Here is a 21546-nt window from a genome sequence, read left to right on the forward strand (position 1 = left end):
GTGACGGAACTTCATGTAGAGTCTCATCTGGCAGTCGGTGATGTGGCGGCCGGGCAAAGGGTGGATTCCTCATTTGGTCGTGAAGAAGCCTGTTCCTTACCCGGTCGGCCGCGACGGCCAGACGGTGCGATCCGTACGGATCGCACCGTCACCTCTCATTCTGATCGCCGCTCAACTTCCACCCTGATCGCCGCGCCTTAGCCTCCCGCATCAGCGGCAGAAGCCATTGCCGCCCGCTGGCTGCTGGATCTACTCCACCTTCCACGACAGGCTTCGGTTGGGTTTGTGACCGGGGCAACCGTTGCGAACTTTGTTTGCCTTGCCGCCGCACGTGGCGAGGTTCTGAGGCGGGTCGGTTGGGATGTTGAGGCCAAAGGATTGTTCGGTGCCCCGCCCATTCACGTCGTGATCGGCGAAGACGCCCACGCAACGGTGTTCTCGGCCCTGCAATTTCTGGGCTTGGGCTACGAGCGTGTGACCCGAGTAAAGACCGATGAGGCCGGACGGATGGTGTCCTCTGCCTTTGGTGAGGCTCTCGCAGGCTGCTCCGGTCCAGTGATAGCGATCATGCAAGCCGGGCAGATCAACACCGGAGCCTGCGATCCTCTCGCGGATCTGATCCCCGCTGCCCAAGCCCATGGAGCTTGGGTGCATGTGGACGGAGCGTTTGGGCTCTGGGCTCGCGCCTGCCCTGAGAGAGCCTCTCTCACGGCATCTGCCGAAGATGCAGACTCTTGGGCTACGGATGGTCACAAATGGCTTCAAACACCCTACGATTGCGGGTACGCCATCGTGCGCGATGCAGAGGCTCACCGCAGGGCCATGACCATCGCAGCCAGTTACCTGCCGCCCGTGTCCGAGGGGGAGCGCGACCCCACCCATTTTGTCCCAGAACTGTCACGGCGAGCACGCGGGTTTGCCACCTGGGCGATGATCAAGCATCTGGGGCGCGACGGCATTTCAGCCATGGTGGAACGCCACTGCCAGCTTGCCCGGCGTATTGCTGATGGCCTTGCCGCTGAACCGGGGCTGCGGGTGCTGAACGAGGTTGTGCTCAATCAGGTCATCGTCCGTTTCGGAGCAGATGAACTGCCGGAAGTCGGGGACGACCTGACGCGTGAGACGATCCGGTACATCCAGGCGGACGGCACCTGCTTCATGGGTGGAGCCCTTTGGCGCGGTCATTGGATTATGCGTGTATCGGTGACCTCAGGTCTAACCACCGAAGCGGATGCAGACCGTACTATCGACGCGGTTTGCCGGGCGTGGCGTGCTGTACAGGAAGAACACGGGGTTCATAAAATCGTTTGAGGGCTTCCCTCATTCCTAAAGATGCAGGGAGGGGCGTGTAACTGCTACCCCGCGTCAACTGCCTTCAATCCCGATCAGCAGGTATATACGGGATCATGCCCTTCTCGAAGGCGATCTCTTGGACCTCGCGCGGCATCTCACGGAGATCTACGAGGTAGCCATTGACTTCGGCCATCCAGACCAGTGGATTCCTCTCTATCAGGCTCGGCAACGACCATTCCGGATTGAGCGGACTGATTTTCAGCGCCCGTGAAATGGTCTGCGCTTTCGCACTGGCCGTGCTCTGGCCGACCCCGAACCCAGCACAGACATCAGCCATGGTCATAAACGGTTTGAAGGATCTGTCTGAGAGGAAGTTCGTCTGGCCAAGAGCATAGACGATGCCGCAGGCCCAGGTGCGGGGCTGTCCTGAGACGACTGGGCTTGGTCGCTTTCGGCACAGAGCAGCCGCCATATCCCGCGCCAGTTCAAGGTACTCGTCGTTCAGGTGCTCTCGGCAGAAGGCATCCGTCAGGCCCGTGATGGTCTCGTAGAGGGCCTGCATACTCTTGGGCACCGACCGGGAATGGGTGAATTTCGTCATATCAAACCATTACTAACACTGTGCGCCGCCTCCTGATCGCCACCTCCTCTGGCTTTAGCGTTGGGCGTCCTGGTTGTACGTCTCGCTCTACCAGTATGGGCAGCAAAGGTATCAACATCCATCTCCGCAGACCGCAAGAAGTCCAGGAAGCCGATACCTTTGTATTTACACGTCTCGCAAATGCTCAATAGCACGAGATAATCGCGCATGCCCTTGGGTGTGCTCATCCCACCAATTACATTGCGGAGTCGCACGAATGCCTTGATGGCATGCTCTGCATTATTATTGTTCCAGGGTACGTGATCATAATCCAAGAACGTGAACAGTTTGCCTCGGTTCTTCTCAAACCGCTTTTTGTAACTGCCTGCAACTTCGGTGTGATAGTTCCGCTTTGCGAGTACTCGATAGAACCGCTCAACTGCTGTCTTGTGCTTGCGTAAGTGTCGGGCCTTTAATCCAAACTGATCAATGGTTTCCACTATTGGCCTGATCAAAGCGGCAAAAGCGTGAGCGACCTCTACCATCTCATCATTGAATGGATGCTTGAATACATCCTCATTGATGTCTCTCAAGCGATGGATGAGACATTTCTGATGCAGGCAGTCAATGGAGTCGTACGCAGTATAAAAATCGGAAACGAGAACGCCGTCAAAGTCGTGAAGTACTCTCTGTAATGTATGAGCCTCCCGCGTGTCGCTGTAAATGTAGGCAACTTCCTCAAGGCTTGTGAATACCCAGACATACTGGGATGCTCCTTTGACTATTGCCTGAGTCTCATCGGCGTGAACCAGCTTTCCTGCAACGATCCGCTGAAGGATACGCTCATATGTTTCCTGATACTGGGTTGCTGAACTGGCTTTGATGGCATTGATCGTTTTCGCCGAAAACTGGAATCCAAAGAGCGTGTTGAGATTTCGGGCAACGGCGTGTTGTGGAACGTGAAGTTCAATCATCTGGTAAAGCGCATAGGCTTTCAGACTCTTGCCGAAGCTCTCTTGGCGTGGAAGCTCATTGTAACCTCTCTTACATGTCCAGCACTGATATCGGAGGAACTTGTAACGAACGGTCCAGCGTTTGACTCCTGTGCGTGAAAAGTGCAGGTCTTGTACAGTGGAGCCATAATGTCCGTTGATGTATAGCCGCTTCGAATTGCAGCGAGGGCAGCGCTCTGGTCGCGCCGCTTCGACCTGAATTGTCTTATCAATAATGGCATTTGCTTTTCCCCGCTGAGGTTGGGTTCTTGATGCTCGACTAAGGCGCTTGTTTGAACGTGCGTAAACTTTGGTCCGCTGGTAATTCCAATATGCGGCCTCATTGATGCTCTTGAACTCAGGAAGTGCATAACTGAGCTTGCCAAATTTTCGCAGGTGATCATCCTGCATCAAGCTGACGTTCGTGCTGTTCGACTGAGATGCTGCAATAGTTTGCTCTGAGCAGATGCCGTAGATTGCTTCGGCCACCCTTTGCGCGGCGGCGCAGTCTTCAGAATTGTAGGTCAGCAGCTTTTGCTTAAGCTTCGGTTCTCGCGAGGCTTCCCATTCAGATCGCCACATTAGCGCTTGGACACCGGAAGCGTGAGCTTCTGACCAATGAAATCCAAGGTAATTGGCGATTTCTTTCAAACCGTTCGAGTAGGTTGGGAAGTAGATGTGGGCGTAGGTCAGACTCAGCAAATTTGTCGATGTGGCAATCAGCCGATCTACGAGTTCATTGTCTTCCGAACTCTCACAGTATCGCTCCTTCATCCGCTTGAGGAATTGTGTTTCATAGCTCCCGTAATGCACGAGGCGGACATCAGGAATTTGTGCGAGAGCATGTAAGAGAGACACCCACATTTCCCGCTCGCCCGATGGATCGTCCGCCCAAAACGCAAGGTGAACGTCCGTGTCGTCACGCAGGTACCTCATTCCAGCGAGATAGTAGAACTCTCGGTCCGGCACTCCCTCCACATCCAGGTAAACCCCGCCGGATGGCATGCCGAAGATCGGAGCATCCACGACATGGATGCGATTGGCCTGGATCGCTAATGCCTTCAGTGCGGGCTCGTGCTTTATCGTCGTCGCCCTATTCCGTGCTGATCGCCGCCTGGGCCGGTACGTACATGAGAATTGGGCGACGGTCGTGATGCCCTTGCGGATAAGCTTTTTCCGCTCCTTCTCACTCAATGTGGTCAGCAGGCTCAGATCATCTTTCTCGATGGCGATCTGACGACAGCGGGACCGAAATGCGCATTCTGGGCAATGTTTGTTGAGGGCCAGTGAGGGTGGTGTTCCTGATGCGTATTGTGACCTTACCGTATTGACGAGTGAACGAACCTGTTTGACCAACTTTGGCAACTGAACCACCGTAGACCGATGGCCTGAGCCGTGAACGATTCTGGCTGTGGGCGGCATCCTACCCGTCAGTCGAGACAGAGCGAGGGCATCCAGTGCGACGAGAAGCTTATCTAAGGGCACCAGTTTCTCGTTCGGGAGGAACCGAACTGGACGGTATACGGTATCCGGCCCGCTGCGACTGGCAGGTATTCGCTCCAACGCGTGAGCTTGGATCTGAACCTCTGGGGACGAGATCTCAGGGTCGAGAATCAATCCGTAATGTCGCTCCCGAAATACCCGGAGCGAAGGCATGCCAACGCAAGTCTCGTTCTTAGGAACACTGGTGCAATGCCGTTTCAAGGCGCTGACCTTGTACGAATTCGCGATACGTTGTTGCCAGTTTTGGATTTCAGGATCAGTAGGCACAGTTCCGTCGAGCAGCAGGAATGCCTTCGTCTCGCAACGGAGAGATGCCGCGAACACAGTATCGGTAATCGGCGCATGCGGACCCATGCACCCAATCATACACTCAGCGACGCTGGTTTTTGAGCGTTATAGGATTGGAGCGCTACGTCGCCGTCCCACGTTCCAACTATCTATTGCGTGGCCTCGCCGCCTAATATCGAGGGTCTTTACAGTTGTTTTCCTCTTTGAATACAGCCAAGCACGGCTCACGACCCCAAATTTTCCTTCCCGCACGCTGAGGATCTGCCTTGAAGCGATGATTGCGATCCGCGAAATAGCGGTCGATTAGACCTTTAGCTTCCTCAACATTCTCGAAGTTGCTGTTATGGATCACGGCGCGGGACATCCCACTGAAGACGGCCTCGATCACATTCAACAATTGTGCCCTCGATGGGAGTGGCGCAAGCTCAATAAGCGGAGCGCTATGGTAGAAGGTCCATCCATTGAGAAACTCAATACGATCTGAAAGCTTCTTGGATATGTGCCACGAGGCTGCGTCCCACGAAATATACAGCTTCTTCGCCTCCTTGTACTCACGGCGCAAATGCTCGACCATCTTTATCATCTCGGCAGTATTCTTCTTCTCTGAGTAAAAATGGGAGATCTGGTTTGAGCTAATCTCAAGAGCGCCAATTATGATTAGGGTTCCTCGCCCCTTCTGCCACTGCGGCACTGACGGAATCTCTCCCTGCTTGCAAAGCTGCTTTCCCGACATGGATCTAATTCGGAACGGGCCGAATTCATCAACGAAAAAGAACCTTTCCTCGTCCGAAAGGACCTTGAGGACTCCTTTGATGTAATCAACTTTCTCGCGGTAATCTGGGTCAGAGCTTGTCAGAACGATTTTAGCTTTTCGCCATTGGTATTTTGCGGCCCGTATGATGCGGCGGATGGTCCAGAGAGAAGTCCTCAACCCTTGGGTCTGTAATGCTTGCTTCAGATCGACAGCCCGCCAGTTTGTCCTTGGAAACCCATGCAGAACGGGCGGTTCATGGAGAACCTTAAAAATAGTGTCCTTAAGATCGCTCCTGTTGACCATGAGATTGCGTCGCTGCCTTGGTGCGATCAATGTACTAAAGCCTGCGGCGACGAACAGACCTTTCCATCGATAAAGCGTCTTAATGCTAACCTGGATGTACTTCTGAACGTGGCTAAGAGGAAGGGCTTGAAGCAATGCGAGCGCCAAAAGAGCTTTGTTGCGCCCCGTTAAACGACCTGATTTGCAGACGGAAAGTATCTCATTAATGGACCTATGGCTCTTTGCCACGTCCGACAATTCGGAAACTATCAGAACCCCTTGATGAGCGGCTCTCAGGATGTGGAATGTTCGTTCAAGCGAAACAGTGGCGATATTGTTCATCCCCTTCCACTTCTTAACCCTCCTTTGAAGTGCTCGCCTCAAGGCGGGTGTTGTCTCATACTCGTTCAGCGAGGCGACAAATTGAACCAACTCATGGGCCGCAGTGTGCGGATTGGCGACCATGTAGGGCACACAAACGTTATGCCACAACGGGAGCCACTTCTTCCTTCGGTCTCCTTTTGGTGGAGAAGGGTGCCAGGACCCATTATCGATACGACGTGCAGATGATACACTGATATGTGCAAGTGCTGCCGCCTTTACCTGCGTCATCTGCTCTCTTGAAGCAAGATAGAGATCTACCTGGGACCTGTTGATGTGCTTGCCTGCCATCGAAGCTCTCCTCGCAGACAACCGCACGTGAACCGGGTTTCCTTTCGACCGTCCTTCGACCTTTTCCCCAGTTCACCGAGCGGCTTGGCCCCCGACCCTCTTCAAACGATTTTGGGAATTCCTTGAGAGATCCTGCGCCAGCCCACACGCCTCAGAGTTCGTCCCCCTCGTCCTCATCATCCCAGTCGCCATACTGCTCCGGAGCTTTGCCAACTTTCTTGAGCACCTTTGGGTAACGGGCCTTCGCGATCTTCTGGCCCAGGCCGATGACCTCGACGACGAACCGCCAATCGTCGCCGTAGTCGAACATGAACAGCATCTTGTGGCCCACGTCGGGGAAGGCGTCGGCCACGCGGGTCTTCCTCACGCTCTTGGCCTCTGTCCTCTCACCCATGTCGGCGAACAATTCGTACTTTGGCTGGGAGCGCATTACGTCCTGGCCCGTGAGCTTTGAGTAGAAGCCGAAGGCATGATCGAACTCGAAGCCGAAGGCATGCACGATGGCTTCAGCCAGATTGCTGAGAGTTTTACGGCTTCCAACCTCGATTTCCCGGTAGATGGTCGGCTCGCCCTGGAGAGTGACCCGGACGATATGGGTATCAGCTTCGGTCATTCAGATCTCCTCCTTCGCCACCACACCCATGATATGAGGCCCTCCCCTCATCGATCCTGGCACGCCTGTCCCAGTTTCAAACGATTTTCGCTCGAACATAGTCCACCCAGCGCTTCTAACCATCTTTAGGATGGGTACCTTGCGGGCCACACGACCAAGCTGCGGGAGTGACTGGCGGCATCTTGAATGGTCAAGCTTCGATCACTACGTGGCTGCGGTACACACCTGGAGGTTCAATCATGCGTCACGAAACGCGCGGCTGGATCATGCCTGAAGCTGACATGCTGGCTATGCTGAGACTGATCGATGAGAAGATCCGTTTGGCAGAAGTCGAAACAAGGCACCGCGACGCCCTGATCCGGCTACGGGAGATCCTGGAAAACGATTTGAACGATCTCAGTCGCGGACGCTCATCCAGCAAGCAAGTGGACGATCAGGAGGCGGCGTAGCTCAGCACCGAACCTTTCCTTCGTTCAGGCAGCAAGGTGCATGGTTCTTCGGTGATCGCGCGACGCATCACGAACGTGGTGTGGGTCTGCCTTACGACTTTGAAGCCATGTCTTTTGTAGAACCGAACGGCTGGGTTGTTTTTGAGCACAAACAGGGCCATCGACGCCGCGGTTTCGGCCCAGTCGTCCAGCAGTCGCTGGACAACATGCGTGCCAATCCCTCGCCCTTGATACGCTGGGGCGACATAAAGCTGCTTCAGGAAGATCTCGTCCCCGGTCTGCCGGATCTCCACCCATCCGACATCCTTGCCATCAACGACGATGACTCTGGTATGGTCCGGACGCCAAAGGTCTGAAAATAAAATCTCCTGTTCCTCATCGACCCAAATAGTCCAGGCACTGGCATAGGGCTTGATGGTCTCAAGGTAGAGGGCGAAAGCGAAAGCATAGTCAGCCGGACGAGCCGGGCGAAGATCGATCATCATGGAATCGGGTATGATTGGGAGATGGGCTGATCAGCCTAATCCGGACGGTTCAAACGGTTTGAGGATTGTGACCTCCTATACTCCTGCTGAGAGGCAGAGGTCCACAATCCATATTAGTGGCGACTTACAATAAGCGTCCAGCAATAGGCTCTCCGGTAAGCCAATACAATCGATGGGAGCCCTTCCCGTCAGCCAATAAGACGGGCCAAGAGGACGACAATTACCGCCCCTAAAGTTGCGGTGACAATGCGGCTCGCCGTCTGATTACGAATACCCAGATCAATGCCCAGGCGTTCCAGGAGGAATCCACCAATGAGTGATCCTGCGAGGCCAGTGACGACATACTGGAGAAGGCCGGAACCACCGACGAGCCAGCTTGCCAGCCACCCTGCCATAACCCCGATCCCAACCTGGGCAGCGATAGCACGCTTATCCAATGCCGCCAGCGCCTCGCGATCAATGCCGACGCGAACGGGCGATCGGAACCCGGACGGCGATGCTGGTTTTCGTTTCGTCTGCGAGCGGTTCGGCCCGTTTCTTGGCTTCCTTGGCATGCCTCCAATATGGTTGGCAGTCCACCAATCATCCAGGCTGGACAGGAATCCCGAAACGGAGTTGAGAAGGTCTCATTGGATGAGCTTTCCACGCTCGCTTAGAAACCATGTATCCCCGCGTTTGACACAGGAGCTACCGTGTTTGCGATTCTGATTGACCTTGATGGCACTATTTACGACTCGGCACCGGGGATCATCGAATCGTATCAGCACACATTAGAGTGCTTGGGTGCAGAATGCCCACCGGCTGACGACCTAACCTGGGTCGTCGGTCCACCTTTGCGACGGTCGTTCCCGAAACTAATTGGACCCGACCAGGACGTGGAGGAAGCGGTTAGCCTCTATCGTGAACACTACTGGGCGAACGGGCTGCTTGGTGGCACTGTCTACGAAGGCATGCACGAGGCACTTACGGCTCTTTATGCCCTTCCGGCTCGCCTGTTCGTCTGTACGGCCAAGCCCGTGGGCTCTGCCGAGAAGATCATTGAGCACTTCGGTCTCACCGATCTATTCGAGCGCGTCTATGGGGCAGACCTCGAAGGCAAGTTCGATGACAAGGGCCTGCTGATCGAGCACATCATCGGCGTCGAGCAGATCGAGCCGCGTCGAACGATTATGGTCGGTGATCGCGCCAATGACATGTTGGCCGCAGGGCGACACGCCATCCCTGCTGTGGGAACCCTGTGGGGCTATGGCGATGAGGCAGAACTCATGCAGGCTGGAGCAACCAGCCTATGCCCGACTCCATATGATCTGGCCGGCATTGTTCGGGATTTACTTCCCATCTGACGAAAACCCGCTGGACGAAATGATGCGTTGGCTCCGCTCCACTCCATGAGGGCGCATCGAGTAATAGCGCTTGGCTCGTTTGTTTGGAACTAAACCATTATACACAAAGGGCTGCGTGCCGAGCAATGATAGCACGTTGTCGAAGGGCAGTTTTCTGCCTATGCTCATACCTGTTGCGTAATAACAGGAGCAAGACTGATGAGCGCCCAAACCACCAAGAAGCAGGCAGGTGAAGATCTCCTCCGTCGTGCGCAAGATCTGTGCCGCGAGAAGAATCTACGTCTGACGCCGATCCGAGAGCGCGTCTACCGCGAACTCGTCCAGAGTGGAGACCCTGTGGGAGCCTATGATCTCGTTGATCGCCTCAGCAGCGACCGGAAGCGCTTAGCCCCCGTTACAATCTATCGCGCCCTCGACTTCCTCCGCGATGCGGGGCTCGTCCATCGGCTCGCTACGAAGAACTCGTATGTGGTCTCTCATGGCGAGCCGGAAGGGAACGCTACGAAGATCATGTTTGTGGATTCGAAGACAGGCGAGACAGTCGAGGTCCACTCCGCAGACGTGGCTGAGGCCATTCGGAAGGCTGCCGAACAGGCTGGCTTCAAGTCCGCACTTCCCTTCGTCGAAGTGGAAGGCGAACTCGCCCGCTAAAGCTGACTATGTATTCGGCTGGAGATTGGGCTCAGATGTGGAGACCACTTCTGGGTCCAATGTGGGAGAGATAGCTCTATCATCGTCTGACCGGTCCATGTTACTCAATCAAGATTGGACCTTCGCCCACGGAGAACATGGCGTGGACTATCGATGAGCCGGTTTTCCATTCGGCGAGTCCGCTCGATCACTGGGCACCTTTTTCTGTATGCCCTGGCCCTCACCCTTCCAATCCTGCTCGTGAGTGGCTTCATTGGATGGGCTTACGTGCGTCAGGAGGGGCAGCGTATTGACCGCTTGGCCGAGCAGCAGGCGCAATCCATCACCTCACAGATAGATAACCGCCTCGCATCCTTCCAAGCCACCCTGGACGTACTGGCCACCAGTCCGAACCTGCTTGAAGGCAACATGGATGACTTCCGGTCTCGGCTTGAGCAGACAACCCTTCCACCAGACGTATGGTTCACGGTTCGGGACCGAAACGGCCAGCAACTGATCAACACCAGAACACCACGCGGAGCACGCCTGCCCGCCTTTGTTGGGCGCGGAGACCCAGTGATCTTCACCGAGGGGCGTCCCTATACATCCGATCTGATCTGGGCACCGGTCACCAAGCAGTGGGCGGTCACGCTTTCGGTCCCCGTTCGGGTGCCCGCCGTCACAGGCGAAGTCAGGTTTGCGCTGACCATAGGAGTTCCAGCCACTTACTTCAGGAAGCTTCTGGAGAACGCGCCGCAAGGGTGGATCGCCGCGATCAATGATCGGAACGGGAAAATTCTCGCCCGGTCCATGACGCATGATCAATGGGTCGGCAAACCGATGGCGCAACGAGGATGGGAGATCAGTAAGGACGTGCCGCCCGGCCAAGGCGGTCTCTGGAAGGATGTCTACACCTTGGAGGGAACAAAAGTTGTTGGCGCGTATCATCGCATGGAGAGCACCGGCTGGTTGATCGGTGTATCGGCCCTGCCTGAAATCTATGAAGCACCACGCCAAAACATCATCGCTATTGGTCTGACGCTTCTTGTTATGTCGCTGCTGATGGCTCTGGCCCTTGCGTCTCTCTTGGGGCGGCGGATCACCGAGGCGATCAATGTCTTGCAAGTCAAAGCTGCCGCCATGCGCGACGTGAAGGTAATCGATTTTCCCCGCACATCCCTGGATGAGGTGAACAACGTTGCCGAGATCATGCGGAGCACAGCGCAGATCCTGCGCAACCGGCAAGACCAGCAGACAACCCTCATCCAGGAACTGAACCATAGGGTGAAGAACACCCTCGCCACCGTCCAGGCCATCAGCCGGATGACGATCAGGAACTCGCAGGACATGGCTGCCTTTGAACAAGCCTTTTCTGCTCGCCTGCTTGCCCTCTCGGCGACCCACGATTTGCTCACTGCATCAGCATGGTCTGGTGTCGAGTTGCGGGACCTGCTCACGAAGGAATTGGAGCCGTTCCGGGTCGGATCACGCCTGTCGATCAGCGGCCCTGCTGTCGCCCTGACGAGCAAAGTGGCCATCGGGCTCGGGATGGCCATCCACGAGATGGCAACGAATGCCAGCAAGTACGGAGCCCTTCGGTCTGAAGGGGGAAGTATCAGGATCGGGTGGTCTGTAGCGGACGGCATTTTGAGGTTGGATTGGCGGGAGCGATGCCAGGACCGCATTGTTCCGCCAACACGTAAGGGCTTTGGCTCCCGTTTGATTAACCAGACGATTGTTGGGGAGCTTCAGGGGATGGCTGATATGACCTACAATGAAGATGGACTTCAGGCGGTGTTCACGATCCCATTGGACATTGAAGATCGGATCGAAACTCAGGTTGTCTCGGAGCCACTGTGATCCTGAGCGGGTGGAAGTGTCGGCTCTCGTCTCGTCAAACCGTTTTCACCCCACCTACGGCTGTCAGATCAATTGCGTCGATCATCTCGGCTCGACGCGCTTCAAGTGCCCTGATGTCCCCAGTGAGTCGTTCCAAGGAGCCTCGGCTCGATCCGTAGAACGCTATTCCGGCGAGCCCGGCAGCAATCCCAACGACGAGAACGATTGCATCGGGCCGGATGAGCCCGAGAAGAGACGCCGCGAACAACACGATGCCTCCCCCAACGGCCACTTTCGCCACGACCATACCCTTCCGGCACTGCTCGGCGGCGTCCGACAAGGAGTTGATCTCAGCTTCGAGATCCTCGATCTGCTGGTGAACTTCGGTCATGGGGTGGTTCCATATCAGTTTGAGATACCATGCAGCCGAACCCAGTGGGCGCAATTCGGGTTTTGGGTCCTGTGCCACGAAGGCTTTGTCGCGAGTGCGGTGGATCTTTGTCATCGCGAGGAATTCGTCCTTCACCTACAAGGGGAAAGCCGTTGATATCAGGCAGGTCGGACGGGAACTCGGTGTTCGCTACGTTCTTGAAGGCTCCATTCGACGTGCAGGCAATCGCGTGCGGATCACGGGGCAGTTGATCGAGGCCGGAACGGGACGGCACGTCTGGGCCGACAGGTTCGACGGAGACCTCTCCGATCTCTTCGAGTTGCAGGACCGAATAACTGAAAGTGTTGTCGGTGCCATCGAGCCGAGCTTGCGCTTCGCAGAAATTGAACGCTCCCAGACGAAGCCCACGAGTAGTCTGGATGCCTACGACCTTTATCTGCGGGCACTCCCGCCGTTATATACTTACAGTGAAGCTGGCTTTCGTGAGGCAGAATCTCTCCTCAAGGCAGCGGTCGAGAAGGACCCAAGTTATAGTGACGCGCTCGCCGCACTGGCCGACTGCACGGGTCGGCGCACACTCAACGGATGGATTGCGGACCAAAAGGAAGGTCACCGGCTGACCTGCGAGTATGCTCGCAGGGCCATTGCTGCTGATCCCTCGAATGCGGTGGCGCTGGCAACTGGTGCGTGGGCGTACTCAGTCTTTGCGGGTGATTTTGACCAAGCGCTCGACCTCGCCGACCGCGCTCTCCAGATCCACCCAAACTCCATTCAAGTCCGCTCACCTGCCGCATGGGTTTATATCTATGGTGGGGAAAGCCAAAAAGGCATCGAGCAGCTTTTGGTTGCCCAGCGCCTGAGCCCTGTTGACCCTCGGACATCAATAACCCGGAGTGCCCTGGCGACGGCTTATTTCTTTGCGCGTGAGTTCGAGGAGACCGTACGGCTGGGGCGGCAGGTGCTGAGTGAAGCCCCATCGCACAATGTAACCCGCCGCTATCTCGCAGCCGCCCTGGCCCATCTTGACCGAATCGAAGACGCTCGTGAGATCATAGCGGATCTGCTGAAGGCGCAGCCGAGTTCAAGCCTCTCGCTCTCACGGACGAGCAAGTTTCGACACCAATGGATGATGGACCTCTACATTGGAGGTTTAGCGAAAGCTGGTCTGCCGGAGTAAAATCGCTGCTGCGCCGCTCTCGTGGCGCGGCAAAGAAGGTGCACTTGCCGCAGACCAGGAGGCGAAATGCCCCAGATGGACTTCTTCTACTTTTTTGGAAGCTGCTACGCCTACCTCTCGGTCATGTGGATCGACAAATTGGCAGCAGAGGCTGGGGTCGAGGTTCAGTGGAGACCTTTCAGTGTCCGAGATCTCATGACTGAGAAGGGATACTCCCTACGAACTCAGCCAACCAAGATGACCTATATCTTCCGTGACGTTGAAAGACGCGCCCGGCTGCACGGCATTCCGTTCGAGAAGCCCCCGATCTGGCCGACTGATCCAGACCAGTTGGCGAACAGGGTGGGGATTGTCGCTTTCAATCACGGCTGGGGACGAGAATACACCCTGGCGAGCTTCGAAAAATGGTTTGAAGGGCAGGCTCTCGGAGCCGATGAGAGCTTGCGGGCGATCATCAGGGCACATGAAAAAGATCCTGACGAGGTTATCAGCCTCGCCAACTCCCCTGAGACGCGGGCACAATACGACCAAGAAACGGATGCTGCACGCCAGTTTGGGGTCTTTGGCTCTCCGACATTCGTTGTCGGGCAGGAAATCTTCTGGGGCGATGATCGCCTGGAAGAGGCGTTGGCATGGGCGAAGGGGGCACACCCCGCTCTGATTGACGCCAGCGGGTCGGGTCAGCCTCAAGCTTAGCCGTTTCCGATGATCTTGCTCGCCAGTGCCGGGCCAGCAGACACGACGCTGATGGATAGGATAACGCCCCACGTGATCATCGTGGGCAGGACAAGGGCGGACAAACGCTTCAGCATGACCGATCTCCTACATCTTCGATGTGGGTGACCATCAAACGGTTCGCAAGGCCGTGGTCGGCCAGCAAGCGGCCAAGTTTCGGCAGGCACCCTGCCCGTCTCGGCCAGATCATCCTTCCCGAGGAATTGAGTGGGGGCTCCATCGGTAAGAGACGGTTTGCTCCCGGACGAGGCATTAACGAATTTCGGCAACTGAGACACTTCCGCACTTCGCCTCAGCATGCCCTTCGAAGTATAATCCTGCCCAGATCAAAAGAAATAATGTTCTATTGGGCAGATCTCCATGTCAATTTGTGGTACCGAGAGCAGCGTTCCCCTCTGGGCTGAGGCGGACCGGCTGGCGGCTCTTCGCAGCTTCAAGGTTCTCGATACCGAGCCAGAGACTACGTTCGATAGTCTCACCAAGGTGGCCGCGCACGTCTGTGATGCTCCAGTAGCCCTGATCTCCCTGATCGACGAGCAGCGGCAGTGGTTCAAGTGTGAGATCGGCCTGAATGGTGTTCGAGAAACCCCACGTGAGATCGCCATCTGTGCTCAGGCAATCCTTCAGTCGGACCTGTTTGTTGTTCCGGATGCGACGAAGGACCCACGGTTTTCCAGTAATCCACTGGTCACAGGTGAGCCACACCTCCGCTTCTATGCCGGGGCTCCCCTGATCACCGAAGAGGGCCTGCCTCTCGGCACGCTCTGCGTTTTTGATACCAAAGCCCGTCCTGCGGGGCTCACTCCCGCACAGAGGGAGGCGCTTCCCGCCCTTGCCAATGCGGTCATGAGCCAACTCAAGTTCAGACAGGCCAACAGGGTCCTTGAGGAACACCAAAGGGAATTGATTACGCTCACCGATGCGCTGCCGCAGATGATCTGGTCGGCGTGCCCGGACAGACGCATCGATCACAAAAATACGCGGTGGTACGAGTTCACGGGAGCCGAGCCCGGTTTCGCCGAGAGAAACCATTGGACCAGTCTCATTCATCCCGAGGATCGGGAACAAATCACAGCGCTCTGGCAGCACTCCCTCCAAACAGGCGTGCCGTATGAGTGTCGCTATCGCCAGCGCCACCACTCTGGTGAATACCGCTGGATTCTGTCTCGTGCGACACCCTCCTATGATCCTCAAGAGCGGGTTCGGCGATGGTACGGGACCAACACTGACATTCATGAGTGGAAACAAGCCGAGGAGGCTCTTGCGAAAAGCGAGAAGCGCTATCGCACCCTCATTGAGGCAAGCACTGCGCTGGTCTGGCGTGCGGAGTCTGATGGTTCTCTGATCAGTAACTCTCAAGATTGGCAAGCTCTCAGTGGTCAAGCCCCTGGTGAGGGTCATGGCAATGGCTGGTTAAAGGCAGTTCACCCGGCTGATCGGCAACGGGTCATGGCTTCCTGGCAGGAAGCCTTGGCCTGCCGCCAATCTGTGGTGGCCGAGTTCCGGGTCGGGCACCCAGATGGCGAGTTTCGGTGGGTTCTCGCCAAGGGAGTGCCGATGCTCGATGAGCATGGTGCTGTCCAGGAGTGGGTTGGGACCATTAAGGACATTCATGAGCAGAAGTATGCTGCGGAGCATATCCGTCAGCAGGAGGAGCGGCATCGCGCCCTCCTTCAGGCCAGTTCCGTTGTGCTTTGGGTCGCCACACCAGACGGGTTGATTACTGAGACAAGAGGATGGGAGGATATCACCGGACAGAGTGATCGCGAGGCTGCCGGGCTAGGCAGCATCGATACGCTTCATCCCGACGATACAGATCGCATCACGCGAGCATGGCTCGAAGCAGTCGCATCGGGAACCGCCTACAAGGCCGAGTGTCGTGTGCGGCACAAGTGCGGTGAGTACCGCTGGATGCTGAGCAGAGCCGTCCCCATCAGAAATCCGGACGGTTCGATCCGGGAGTGGGTGGGAGGTCTCTCCGATATTCATGACCGCAAAGCCGCCGAATGTGAACTCTGGCGGTCGGCGAACCATGATGCGCTGACAGGTCTGCCGAACCGCATGCTGTTCCAGAAGCGGCTTGATCAGGCTCTTGCAAAGGCCAAGCAACATGGAACCAGCATCAGCCTGCTGGTGATCGACCTGGATGAGTTCAAGGATGTCAACGACTCGTTCGGACATGATGCGGGTGACGCGCTGCTCAAAGAAACAGCCGCGCGACTGTCCTCGATAGCGAGAGAGTGTGACACTGTCGCAAGATTCGGCGGGGATGAGTTCGTCGTTCTGCTGGCGGGCTCAACTGGCCTGGAGCATGCCGCCACGCTGGCCGAAGGTCTCGCCAAGAAGCTGAGCCAACCTGTGCCCTACGCAGGCCAGATGATTGCCAGCCGTGCAAGCATCGGGGTCGCGACCTTCCCGGACCACCATTCGGAAGCTGCCGAGTTGATGAAGGATGCGGACATGGCTCTGTACCGGGCCAAGGCCGAAGGTCGAAATCGCGTTGTGACCTACTCGCCCGAAATGCGAGCCGCGACCGAGCAACGGGTCGCTCTCCGACGAGAGATGCGGGAAGCGATCTCTCTCGATCAGATCCAGCCCTTCTACCAGCCCAAGGTCTGCCTTGCGACGGGAGAGATCGTTGGCTTCGAGGCCCTTGCTCGCTGGCAGCATCCGACCAGAGGACTTCTCACGCCCGGCAACTTCGCCGATGCTTTTGACGATCCAGAGCTTGCCACCACAGTCGGCAAGCGCCTGATTGGAAAAGTGACCTCGGAGATGCGTCGCTGGCTCAATACTGGCCTGAGCTTCGGCCATGTGGCGATCAACCTGTCTCAGGTGGAGTTCATCAAACCGGGTTTAGCCGAGGACATCCTTCGCATTCTTGATCTTGCGAAGGTCCCTCCCAAGCACCTTGAGATTGAGATCACCGAGAAGGTGCTGCTCGATGCACAATCCCATGCAGTTTCCGACGCTCTGGACAGGTTCCGTGCGCGAGGGGTCCAGATTGCTCTCGATGATTTCGGGACGGGCTATGCCTCTTTGACTCACCTGAAGCAATTCCAGGTTGATCACATCAAGATCGACCGGAGTTTTGTACGAGACATCGAGGAGGACCCGGACGACGAGGCCATCGTTACGGCGGTCGTGGGCCTCGGCAGGAGCTTGAACCTGAAGGTCACGGCTGAAGGCGTTGAGACCACCGGACAGGCGCAGCGACTGCGGGAGATGGGCTGTGGCAGCGCTCAGGGGTATCTCTATGCCAGTCCGATGGCTGGCGCAGATGTGCCGGGATTTCTGTCTGGCTGGTTCCCACAGCAGACTTCAGCAAAGCGGCTGTTTCTTGTCGAGAAATAACAAGGACACGCGCTGGCACGTGGTTAAATCATTTTTCGGATCGTACCCCACAAGGCAGCGGCAAACTCGATCTCTCGTTGTTCGAGATAAAACGGTTTGAGACGGATCGGAATCCAGGCTGATCTGAGAGAATCAGAAAGTCTCTCGGCAGTTGGTCGAACGTCCTGACTCCAACCTCTTTCGAACCGTCTGGTGAGAAACTCGGCGCTGTCTTGTCGTAAGACCACGGGTGTCGGCAATCTGCGGAGCTACCCGGCTGCCCTTCTGCACAACCAGCCGATAAAGAAAAGCCCCGGATTGCTCCGGGGCTTCTGGGTCAAATGATGTAGAAGTCCTTGTTGGTCAGGCTTAGCTTCTTACCGATGGTGGCGAAATGGACCCCCGCCTTCGATCCAGTGCCATCTGCATCATAGAACAGCTTGCCTGTATCCTTCTCATAGATGATCCGATCATCCCGGTCATGCGCCTTGCCAGTCAGGTTGGCGTAAAAAGCCCCGAACTTGAGGGTGCCGTTGGCCCCCACTTTCGTGAAGACGGCGTTATCGAGACGGATGGTGTCATCGATCACGCGGAAGTCCGTGATTGTGTCGCGGTTGCTATACTTGTTGAGTTTGGTGTCGAAGACAAAGGCGTCCTTGCCTGAGCCGCCCGTGAGCACGTCATTGCCTGCCCCGCCATACAGTGTATCGCTCCCGGTGCCGCCGCTCAGAGTATCATTGCCGGACCCGCCCGAGAGCTTGTCGTTCCCAGAGCCACCAGTCAGGCTGTCGTTGCCGAGCCCACCCGACAAATTGTCATTGCCCACGCCGCCCACAAGTCGGTCGGCTCCCGTAGAGCCGGTACTTGTCTCGTTCGACACATCGGCCACAGAAATCGTGAAGCTCTTGTCGAAGGTGGCTCCACTGTGGTCCGTCACCCGCACAGTCACCTGATGGATGGCAGCCTGCTCGTAGTCGAGCAGTGTGCCATTGGCTACCACAAGCTGGCTGCCGGAGAGGGTGAAGCGTCCGCCTGCATTTTCGAGCAACACATAGGTGTGCGCCTCATTCACATCCGGATCACTTGTCGAGAGACTGCCAATGATTGATCCCGGCTGGCTGTTCTCAACAATCGTGCTACCAGCGAGGGCGATATCTGTGGGTGCCCGGTTAGGATCGATGATCCGGAAAAAGTTGTCCATAGTATAGAGTGCTGGCGAGCTACTGTCGGGGATCTCGTCTTCTCTCCACGAGACAACGATCTGCCCATTCGCCAGCACTGTTGCGGATACGTATCCGTACCATGCTTCTGCCACGACGAACTCCCCCGTCGAGGCTGAGCCATCGGGATTGAAGATCATGAGGGGGGATCGGACCAGCATGGAGGCTCTTGGGCGTACTTAAGGCTACGCTTGCAGTCTCACAGACTTGTCCTAAGTTCTCAACTGCTCCGGCATCGAAGCAAGTGCCCTCCGCCGCAGTCCCTAAGAGCATTGCAGTCTTGAACCTTTAAGCAAGTTGATATCGCGGGAACCTCTCCATAGCCTTAGCCAACATTGTTACAGGAGGTGCCTCATATTTCCTACCCACGGACGCAACCTTGTGACCTGTAATAGCGTCCCGAATACGCTCCTCGATTCCGGCTCCTAGAGCAATGGTCTTCCAAGAGTGCCTCCACCCATGCTGCGGGTCCACGTCTCTGTCCTTCAATCCGGCTGCCTCACGCACCCATATGGCGAGTTGCTGTGCTCGGATTTCGGCAGGGTCAGTTTGCGCTCCCTTTCGATGCCGTTCCTGATTGTAGAACAGCGGGCCGCTGCCATTGGATCTCACGAACTCTAAGAAGCCCTGCTCGATCAGGTGAGCGTGGACGGGTACTTTTCGGGGAATGCCAGCCTTCGTCCTCCAGAGGTGCATGACAGGGGTGCCCTCCTCTATCCAAATGTCTGCCCCGCGAAGATGGCAAAGCTCCCCGATCCGAGCCCCAGAGTAAGCAGCCAACCAAGGACACCAACGAGCAGCGTTGGAGATTGAAAGGTCCTTGGGATGAGGCTTCACATCCAGGGCAGCTCTCAGGATTGCTCTCATCTCAATGGGCCTGAAGGTCCGCTCTCGTCTCACCACCATCTTGGGTTCATCCAAGCGAACCCCTGCGGCAGGATTGCTGATAAGCACCCTCCCCGCAGCCCTGTCCATTGCCCACTTGAACATCGAACTTGCTGCAACAAGGTCGTTCTTATTCACGGCTCTGGGGCTAACGCCTTCCTTATCGCGCCTATGCTCCGCCCAAGCGTGGAGATCATCCCCAGAAAGAGATCGGACGTCAGCCTCCTTGGCGAACGCAGCAAGCGACCTCAAGCTGGCTTTGTACCGCTTCAGCGTGTTCTTAGCCTTCTTATCGAAGTGATAGGCGAGCCATCTCTCAAGTAGGGCATTGACTGTGAGAAGGCCCCCCTCAGCCAAAGGTGCAGGGGAGACCATCGCGGCTGCTCGCTGATTAATCCAGGGTGGAATTGAGTTAAGGTCGGGATAGACGCTGATCTCGGTTCCGGTCCGGTGTGCCTCCCAGAACCGCCTCAGGGCCGCGTCAGCAACGGAGTGTAGCCGCTTGGCCTCGGAGGCGTCCCTCGTATGGAGGGACATCTGGACCATTTCACCGATCTTGACCGTTTTGAGATGCCTACCAAGCGGGAGGGTAACAAAGGTGCCCTTGAGGCTCCTCATATCGCTCGGGGTACGCTGTCGAAGGTGGAGTTTGCCCGTCTTCGTGTCCTTCCACGGACGAGCCATTGTGAACGCCATGTGTGAGACCCCTGTGTGAGACTAGGGACCTGCAAGAGCGTTGAAGGATTAGGGAAATCGTTGATTAGAAAGGCGTTGGACCATCAGGAAAGGATGGTGCCCAGGAGAGGACTTGTCGCCCCACCTATGCTAGCATTGAAATTGCTGGCTTTTTTGATCTGCCGGTAACTCGTTGTCCCCCGTTTTTGTCCACCGGTCAAGCACAACGGAAGAAGCGTAACGCTGCTGGCAAGCTGATGTGAGCGAATGTGGGACTAGGGCTGGTTGACTAGGACCTATGTTTGCTTGGAACGCATACCTTCGATCCACCTAAGCGTCCTTGTCCACAGCGTCTGAACACCAATTTATCTCTTAAGCGTCTGCGCCGGGACGGAAATTTAACCCCCCCCTGCTACGGGCCTGATTTGCGTTAGGTCGCGTTACTGTTGCCCGCTTGTCAACATTCGGTTGATAAGCCAAAGTACGCGGGAACCGTACATTCGCTGAGTGTTTAACGGGTTGTTCAATTACTTTTGCTCTACTCAGAGCAGAGAAAAAGGGGACGATTTCTCGCCCCCTTCTGATGTCCGGGTGAGGAAGGCGTCCAACCTTTTGTCCTCAACCAGACTGCGCACTACGGGGGGTGCTTAGGCTAACGCTTAGGCATTCCCCGGCAGTGAGAGCGCACATGCTCCCATTTTCCCAACCTGTAGCGCACGTAGTCGGTGACACTGACAGGCATGTGGATCGGGCAGGCTAGAGGGCTCTTGGGAGGTCTCATGGGATTTCCCCTACGGATTGATAGTGGCTCATGCCGACTATCCTTCAGCGACTGCTGAAGCTCGCTTGTTGGGAGCAGCCGCAGCGTTGGGGAAACTTGAGGTCTCTGGTGAGCCCCTGTGCGCTCTTTATACCTTGTTCTAAGGGGCCTCCGAATCGCCTCCGTTCTGCGCTGGCCCGAGCAATAACGAAATTAAATTTCGGACCCCCTTTACGTCAAGAACTTGCGTCGCGGGTCACGGTTCCAACTATATATAGTGTGGAGAGTGTTAAGAATGTGGAAAACTAGCTAAGCCACAGAGACTCCTCTGAGAATCCGTTCCGCGAATTTTCCCGAGCCAAGCTTCGCCGTCTCCGGGTCGGTTTCGAAAGGGCCGAGATGTTGTGCCGGTGTATCGGCAAAAAGAAAGCGCCCCTTGGCCTCAAGGGAGCGCTGGAGGTGCCGGCCCGTGTCGTACATGGGGCAAACCGTGATGCCGGTACTGTTCACCTACGCAGCCAAGCTCAAGCTGTCTGTTGGGTTCCCGACAATTCTGGACTACGTTCCTGTGTTCTGCACAGATTCCTAGACAATCATCCTTATGGAAAGCGCCGGGATCACAATGCCTTCTTGGGGATAACCCCGCA

Annotated in this window: 17 protein-coding genes and 1 pseudogene; 9 read left to right on the forward strand and 9 right to left on the reverse strand. The window is 56.3% G+C overall.

From position 1 onward, the window contains the following. Together NF876_RS20365 and NF876_RS20370 are read left to right on the forward strand one after the other, a co-directional pair. Nucleotides 1-201: hypothetical protein (locus tag NF876_RS20365; protein ID WP_262270464.1), on the forward strand; the 201-nt coding region annotated here is incomplete at its 5' end. Then, nucleotides 202-1311: pseudogene (locus tag NF876_RS20370) on the forward strand (pyridoxal phosphate-dependent decarboxylase family protein); the annotation flags it as partial. A gap of 64 nt (nt 1312-1375) precedes the next feature. Here NF876_RS20370 and NF876_RS20375 read toward each other — a convergent pair. The 4 genes from NF876_RS20375 to NF876_RS20390 form a co-directional block, all read right to left on the reverse strand. Then, nucleotides 1376-1894 (reverse strand): DUF6398 domain-containing protein, encoded by a 519-nt coding sequence (locus NF876_RS20375; RefSeq protein WP_262270465.1) that lies wholly within the window; start codon nt 1892-1894, stop codon nt 1376-1378. Beyond that, complete coding sequence (gene tnpC, locus NF876_RS20380; protein WP_262270466.1) at nt 1891-4722, reverse strand: IS66 family transposase; 2832 nt, start codon at nt 4720-4722, stop codon at nt 1891-1893. Before tnpC ends, NF876_RS20375 begins: the two co-directional genes overlap by 4 nt. A gap of 103 nt (nt 4723-4825) precedes the next feature. Next, on the reverse strand, nt 4826-6364 hold the full coding sequence (locus NF876_RS20385) for an IS630 family transposase (RefSeq protein ID WP_262270467.1): 1539 nt from the start codon (nt 6362-6364) through the stop codon (nt 4826-4828). A 151-nt stretch (nt 6365-6515) separates the two neighbouring features. Next, on the reverse strand, nt 6516-6977 hold the full coding sequence (locus NF876_RS20390; RefSeq protein ID WP_262270468.1) for an IS1096 element passenger TnpR family protein: 462 nt from the start codon (nt 6975-6977) through the stop codon (nt 6516-6518). Between the two features lie 239 nt (nt 6978-7216). Here NF876_RS20390 and NF876_RS20395 point away from each other — a divergent pair, with 239 nt between their 5' ends. Further along, nucleotides 7217-7426, forward strand: coding sequence for a hypothetical protein (locus NF876_RS20395; protein WP_262270469.1), 210 nt, complete (start codon nt 7217-7219; stop codon nt 7424-7426). On the opposite strand, the gene NF876_RS20400 is transcribed toward NF876_RS20395, so the two are convergent. Next, on the reverse strand, nt 7411-7908 hold the full coding sequence (locus NF876_RS20400) for a GNAT family N-acetyltransferase (protein ID WP_262270470.1): 498 nt from the start codon (nt 7906-7908) through the stop codon (nt 7411-7413). The two genes, NF876_RS20395 and NF876_RS20400, sit on opposite strands and share 16 nt — an antisense overlap. Before the next feature lie 191 nt (nt 7909-8099). Continuing rightward, nucleotides 8100-8306 (reverse strand): GlsB/YeaQ/YmgE family stress response membrane protein, encoded by a 207-nt coding sequence (locus tag NF876_RS20405; RefSeq protein WP_262270471.1) that lies wholly within the window; start codon nt 8304-8306, stop codon nt 8100-8102. 297 nt (nt 8307-8603) lie between these two features. On the opposite strand from NF876_RS20405, the gene NF876_RS20410 reads away from it, so the two are divergent. From NF876_RS20410 to NF876_RS20420, 3 genes are all read left to right on the forward strand, one after another. Further along, nucleotides 8604-9254 carry an HAD hydrolase-like protein gene (locus NF876_RS20410; RefSeq protein WP_262270472.1) on the forward strand — a complete coding sequence of 217 codons (651 nt, stop codon included), beginning with the start codon at nt 8604-8606 and terminating at the stop codon, nt 9252-9254. A 198-nt stretch (nt 9255-9452) separates the two neighbouring features. Further along, nucleotides 9453-9905, forward strand: coding sequence for a Fur family transcriptional regulator (locus tag NF876_RS20415; RefSeq protein ID WP_262270473.1), 453 nt, complete (start codon nt 9453-9455; stop codon nt 9903-9905). Nucleotides 9906-10058: 153 nt separating this feature from the next. Beyond that, nucleotides 10059-11744, forward strand: coding sequence for a sensor histidine kinase (locus NF876_RS20420; protein ID WP_262270474.1), 1686 nt, complete (start codon nt 10059-10061; stop codon nt 11742-11744). A 34-nt stretch (nt 11745-11778) separates the two neighbouring features. On the opposite strand, the gene NF876_RS20425 is transcribed toward NF876_RS20420, so the two are convergent. After that, on the reverse strand, nt 11779-12228 hold the full coding sequence (locus NF876_RS20425; RefSeq protein WP_262270475.1) for a hypothetical protein: 450 nt from the start codon (nt 12226-12228) through the stop codon (nt 11779-11781). Between NF876_RS20425 and NF876_RS20430 the strand changes: the two genes are divergently transcribed. The 3 genes from NF876_RS20430 to NF876_RS20440 all read left to right on the forward strand — a co-directional run bounded on the left by NF876_RS20430 (nt 12209) and on the right by NF876_RS20440 (nt 17380). Continuing rightward, nucleotides 12209-13291: an adenylate/guanylate cyclase domain-containing protein gene (locus NF876_RS20430; protein ID WP_262270476.1), complete on the forward strand. Its 1083-nt coding sequence runs from the start codon at nt 12209-12211 to the stop codon at nt 13289-13291. The genes NF876_RS20425 and NF876_RS20430 overlap by 20 nt on opposite strands. 66 nt (nt 13292-13357) lie before the next feature. Then, nucleotides 13358-13987 (forward strand): 2-hydroxychromene-2-carboxylate isomerase, encoded by a 630-nt coding sequence (locus NF876_RS20435; RefSeq protein ID WP_262270477.1) that lies wholly within the window; start codon nt 13358-13360, stop codon nt 13985-13987. 399 nt (nt 13988-14386) lie between these two features. After that, entirely contained in the window at nt 14387-17380 is a 2994-nt protein-coding gene (locus NF876_RS20440; protein ID WP_262270478.1) for a bifunctional diguanylate cyclase/phosphodiesterase, read from the forward strand. Nucleotides 17381-17696: 316 nt separating this feature from the next. Here NF876_RS20440 and NF876_RS43190 read toward each other — a convergent pair whose 3' ends face one another. Next, the gene (locus NF876_RS43190) at nt 17697-18719 is read right to left on the reverse strand and encodes a calcium-binding protein (protein WP_315975059.1); all 1023 of its coding nucleotides are present in this window, start codon (nt 18717-18719) and stop codon (nt 17697-17699) included. A 148-nt stretch (nt 18720-18867) separates the two neighbouring features. Continuing rightward, nucleotides 18868-20160 carry a site-specific integrase gene (locus NF876_RS20455; RefSeq protein WP_262270479.1) on the reverse strand — a complete coding sequence of 431 codons (1293 nt, stop codon included), beginning with the start codon at nt 20158-20160 and terminating at the stop codon, nt 18868-18870. Between the last annotated feature and the right edge of the window lie 1386 nt (nt 20161-21546).

The organism is Microvirga yunnanensis (assembly GCF_025460875.1).

Bases quoted from the DNA above. Each gene is read 5' to 3' on its own strand.
- NF876_RS20435 (WP_262270477.1), top strand. From the start codon at position 13,358: ATGCCCCAGATGGACTTCTTCTACTTTTTTGGAAGCTGCTACGCCTAC.
- NF876_RS20425 (WP_262270475.1), bottom strand. From the start codon at position 12,228: ATGACAAAGATCCACCGCACTCGCGACAAAGCCTTCGTGGCACAGGAC.
- tnpC (WP_262270466.1), bottom strand. From the start codon at position 4,722: ATGGGTCCGCATGCGCCGATTACCGATACTGTGTTCGCGGCATCTCTC.
- NF876_RS20440 (WP_262270478.1), top strand. From the start codon at position 14,387: ATGTCAATTTGTGGTACCGAGAGCAGCGTTCCCCTCTGGGCTGAGGCG.
- NF876_RS20390 (WP_262270468.1), bottom strand. From the start codon at position 6,977: ATGACCGAAGCTGATACCCATATCGTCCGGGTCACTCTCCAGGGCGAG.
- NF876_RS20400 (WP_262270470.1), bottom strand. From the start codon at position 7,908: ATGATCGATCTTCGCCCGGCTCGTCCGGCTGACTATGCTTTCGCTTTC.
- NF876_RS20375 (WP_262270465.1), bottom strand. From the start codon at position 1,894: ATGACGAAATTCACCCATTCCCGGTCGGTGCCCAAGAGTATGCAGGCC.
- NF876_RS20455 (WP_262270479.1), bottom strand. From the start codon at position 20,160: ATGGCGTTCACAATGGCTCGTCCGTGGAAGGACACGAAGACGGGCAAA.
- NF876_RS20420 (WP_262270474.1), top strand. From the start codon at position 10,059: ATGAGCCGGTTTTCCATTCGGCGAGTCCGCTCGATCACTGGGCACCTT.
- NF876_RS20415 (WP_262270473.1), top strand. From the start codon at position 9,453: ATGAGCGCCCAAACCACCAAGAAGCAGGCAGGTGAAGATCTCCTCCGT.
- NF876_RS20395 (WP_262270469.1), top strand. From the start codon at position 7,217: ATGCGTCACGAAACGCGCGGCTGGATCATGCCTGAAGCTGACATGCTG.
- NF876_RS43190 (WP_315975059.1), bottom strand. From the start codon at position 18,719: ATGATCTTCAATCCCGATGGCTCAGCCTCGACGGGGGAGTTCGTCGTG.
- NF876_RS20385 (WP_262270467.1), bottom strand. From the start codon at position 6,364: ATGGCAGGCAAGCACATCAACAGGTCCCAGGTAGATCTCTATCTTGCT.
- NF876_RS20405 (WP_262270471.1), bottom strand. From the start codon at position 8,306: ATGGCAGGGTGGCTGGCAAGCTGGCTCGTCGGTGGTTCCGGCCTTCTC.